A 3,865-nucleotide genomic window follows, 5' to 3' on the forward strand; every position below is an offset into this window, starting at 1 on the left:
GCGACGGGACTTGCGTAGGATAGGCGGGTTTCAGGGTCAGGCGCGCAGATTGGGTTTGATTTGAGCTAGGGCGTTGGAAAGGCTGGGGGTGGGGCAGCGTCATTGTGAGAGTTCGAGCGAAATACCCAGCGGTCCCGCCCATCGTTTCGTCATCCTTGGGCTTGTCCCAAGGATCCATACTCCCGGTGTGAGTGATGCGCGCTCGGCGGGAAAACCGGGCGTATGGATCCTCGCCACAAGGGCGAGGATGACGGGTTAGTGTGAGGGCGAAGAATTGAATAAGGGGTCGATCATTGGCTGACCGACCCCTCATCCGTATCGCTATGCGAGCTACCTTCTTCCGCTAGGGGAGAAGGAAGCCGTCAGGCGTGGGACTGGTCCCAGAACTTCACGGCGTCGGCGTCGCGGGCCGAGAGGTCGGGGTAGGCCGGGTCGGAGCCGACGTCGGGGACGCGGCGCCAGGAGCGGGCGCATTTGGGGTGGTCGGCGATGTTGACCGCGACGGTGACCGCTTCACCGCCCTCGACCAGTTCGGCGCCCGAGGTGCGGAAGATTTCCGCTGCGTCCAGACCTGCGAACGGCGCGAAGGCCGAGGCGGGGCCGGTGACGGTCGGCCATGCGTCCAGAGCGCCGCCGATCAGTTTCTCACGACGCGCGGCTTCCAGCGATTCATTGACCACTTCGAGGACGGTGTTGATCGCGGCCCAACGCTCGGCCTCGGCCGGGTTGCTCCATTGCGCCGGGGTGTCGGGGATGACGCGGGCGCAGTTGGTGCCTGCATCGGGGAAGCGGGTGGTCCAGGCCTCTTCCATGGTGAAGGGCGTCAGCGGGGCCAGCCAGGCGGTCAGGCGGCTGAAGACCTCGTCCATCACGGTGCGGGCGGCGCGACGGCGAAGGCTGTCGGGACGGTCGCAGTAGAGGGCGTCCTTGCGGATGTCGAAATACAGGGCCGACAGGTCGTTGGAGCAGAACTCCAGCACCGGACGGACCACGTCCTGGAAGCGGTACTCGGCGTAGGACTGACGCACATGGGCGTCCAGTTCGTGCAGGCGGTGAAGGATGAACTTCTCCAGCGGCGGGAACTGGTCGTAGTCGGTCAGGCGCTCGGCCTCGTCGAAGCCGTCCAGGGCGCCCAGCAGATAGCGGACGGTGTTGCGCAGCTTGCGATAGGCGTCGACCGTGGTCTGCAGTATCTGTTTGCCGATGCGCTGGTCTTCGGAATAGTCGACCAGAGCCACCCACAGACGCAGGATGTCGGCGCCGGATTCCTTGATGACCACCAGCGGATCGGTGGTGTTGCCCTTGGATTTCGACTGTTTCTCGCCGTTCTCGTCCAGGGTGAAGCCGTGGGTCAGGACCGCCTTGAACGGGGCGCGGCCGCGCGTGCCGCAACCTTCCAGCAGCGACGACTGGAACCAGCCGCGGTGCTGGTCCGAACCTTCGGAGTAGAGGTCGGCGGGCCAGTGGGTCGGACGGTTGCCGACATAGCCGTTCTCGGGCAGGCGCGGGTCCAGGGTGAAGGCGTGGGTCGAGCCAGAGTCGAACCAGACGTCGAGGATGTCCTCGATCTTCTCGTAGCGGTCGGCGTCGTGGGCGCCCAGGAAATCGGCATCCGGCGCCGTGAACCAGATGTCGGCGCCGTGTTCGGCGATGGCGGCGACGATGCGGGCGTCGACCTCATCGTCATGCAGGGGCTGGCCGGTCTGCTTGTCCATATACATGGCCAGAGGCGTGCCCCAGGCGCGCTGGCGGCTGACCAGCCAGTCGGGACGGCCCTCGACCATCGAACGGATGCGGTTGCGGCCCGATGCGGGGTGGAAGGCGGTGTCGTCAATGGCCTTCAACGCCGTCTCACGCAGGGTGTCGCCGGTGGCCAGCGGCTCGTCCATGCGGATGAACCATTGCGGGGTGTTGCGGAAGATGATCGGGGCCTTGGAGCGCCACGAGTGCGGATAGGAGTGCTCCATCCGGCCGCGTGCCAGCAGGTTGCCCGCCTCGATCATTTTCTCCATGACCGCGCCGTTGGCGGGGCCGAACTTGCCGGTCTTCTTGCCCTCGGTCTCCAGCACCTTGAGGCCGGCGAACAGGGGGACGTGGTCGTAGTATGCGCCGTCGGGGTCGACGGTGTCCGGCACCTCATGATGGCCGTGGGCCTTCCAGACCTCGAAGTCGTCCGCGCCGTGGCCGGGTGCGGTGTGGACGAAGCCCGTACCGGCGTCGTCGGTGACGTGGTCGCCCGCCAGAAGGGGCACGGAGAAGCCATAGCCGCTGTCCAGTGCGGCCAACGGGTGAGCGGCGACGAGGCCCGACGGGTTGATGTCATAGACCCGTGTCCAGGCGGCGATCTTGGCGGCCTTGAAGACGTCTTCAGCCAGCTTGTCAGCGACGATCAGACGGTCGCCCGGCTTGGCCCAGGGCGCGAACTCAAGACCTTCTTCCATGGCCGTGACTTCATACAGGCCATAGGCGATTTCCGGGCCGTAGGAGATGGCGCGGTTGGCCGGGATGGTCCAGGGCGTGGTCGTCCAGATGACGATGGCCGGATTGCCCGAGCGGAACGACAGCAGGTCGTCGGGATGGTCGTCCGAGACGCCGGTGACCGGGAACTTGACCCAGATCGTGGGCGAGACGTGGTCGTGATATTCGATCTCGGCGTCGGCAAGCGCCGTGCGCTCGACCGGCGACCACATGACGGGCTTGGAGCCGCGGTACAGTTGGCCCGAGTTCTTGAACTTGTGGAATTCGGCGACGATGGCCGCCTCGGACTTGAAGTCCATGGTGGCGTAGCGGTTCTCGAAATCGCCGGTGATGCCCAGGCGTTTGAACTGGTCACGCTGGGTGTCGATATATTTGCCGGCGTACTCGCGGCAGGCCTTGCGGAAATCTTCCTTGGAGACCTCGTCCTTGCGGCGGCCCTTGGCGCGGAACTGCTCCTCGATCTTCCATTCGATCGGCAGGCCGTGGCAGTCCCAGCCGGGGACGTAGTCGACGTCATAGCCCAGCAGGAAGCGGCTGCGGACCACGAAGTCCTTCAGCGTCTTGTTCAGCGAGTGGCCGATGTGGATGTCGCCGTTCGCATAGGGCGGGCCGTCATGCAGCACGTACAGGGGCGCGTTCTGCTTCTGGCGCTCGGCGCGCAGGGTGCCATACAGGTCGCCCCACTGCTCCAGGATCAGCGGCTCCTTCTGCGGCAGGCCGCCGCGCATGGGGAAGGGCGTCTCGGGCAGGAAGACGGTGTCGCGATAGTCGCGGCCAGATGGGGCATTGGAGTCGGTGGCGTCGGCCATGAAGAAAGTCTCGGCGTCGAAGGGTGAGCGTTCGCTGTTTCATTCGCCCTGAAGGAAGTTCCTGGGGGCGGTCGATCCCGGCGTGCACGGGGCCAGAAGGCCCAGAAGCGCTACGCCGGGCGGCTAATCGAAATCAGGCGAATGGAGACGCGGACGATCATTATGCCGTCGGTCTAGCAGACAGATGCGGCATTGCGCCATCCCGAACCCCGCGCGGCATCAACGGAAACGAAAGGCTTTTGATGTTTTGGTGAACGCTGGATCGGTCGGCGTTCGCCTGACCGACGAGAATTTCGTTCAGGAGTCCCGCCAATGCGGCTGCGGATGAGAAGTTGGATGCTGGGCCTGGCGGCGGGTGTATTCCTGTCGGCGACAGCAGGCGCGGCGTTTGCACAATGCACGACTGGCTGCACGCCTCCGCCCCCTCCCGGCTGCGGCAGCGGTGGCGGCGGCGCAGGTTGCGGCGGCGGTGGTGGTGGTAACGGCTGCGGCGGCGGTGGTGGTGGCTGTAACCCAGGCACGCCCGGCGGTCCCGGAGGGCCGGGTGGTCCCGGCTGTGGCGGCGGCAACGGCGGGGG

2 protein-coding genes are annotated in these 3,865 nt (G+C 65.9%); one reads left to right on the forward strand and one right to left on the reverse strand.

Translation table 11 applies throughout. From position 1 onward, the window contains the following. Window positions 1-362: 362 nt before the first annotated feature. Entirely contained in the window at window positions 363-3,287 is a 2,925-nt protein-coding gene (gene ileS / locus QZ281_RS16610) for an isoleucine--tRNA ligase (protein ID WP_292230284.1), read from the reverse strand. Window positions 3,288-3,675: 388 nt separating this feature from the next. On the opposite strand from ileS, the gene QZ281_RS16615 reads away from it, so the two are divergent. Further along, window positions 3,676-3,865, forward strand: a 190-nt coding sequence (locus tag QZ281_RS16615) for a hypothetical protein (protein WP_292230286.1), incomplete at its 3' end; no start/stop codon positions are given.

This window comes from Brevundimonas sp., from assembly GCF_018608325.1.
GTDB lineage: Bacteria > Pseudomonadota > Alphaproteobacteria > Caulobacterales > Caulobacteraceae > Brevundimonas.

Excerpts from the sequence above, each read along its gene's own strand:
- ileS (WP_292230284.1), bottom strand. The coding sequence starts at position 3,287 with ATGGCCGACGCCACCGACTCCAATGCCCCATCTGGCCGCGACTATCGC.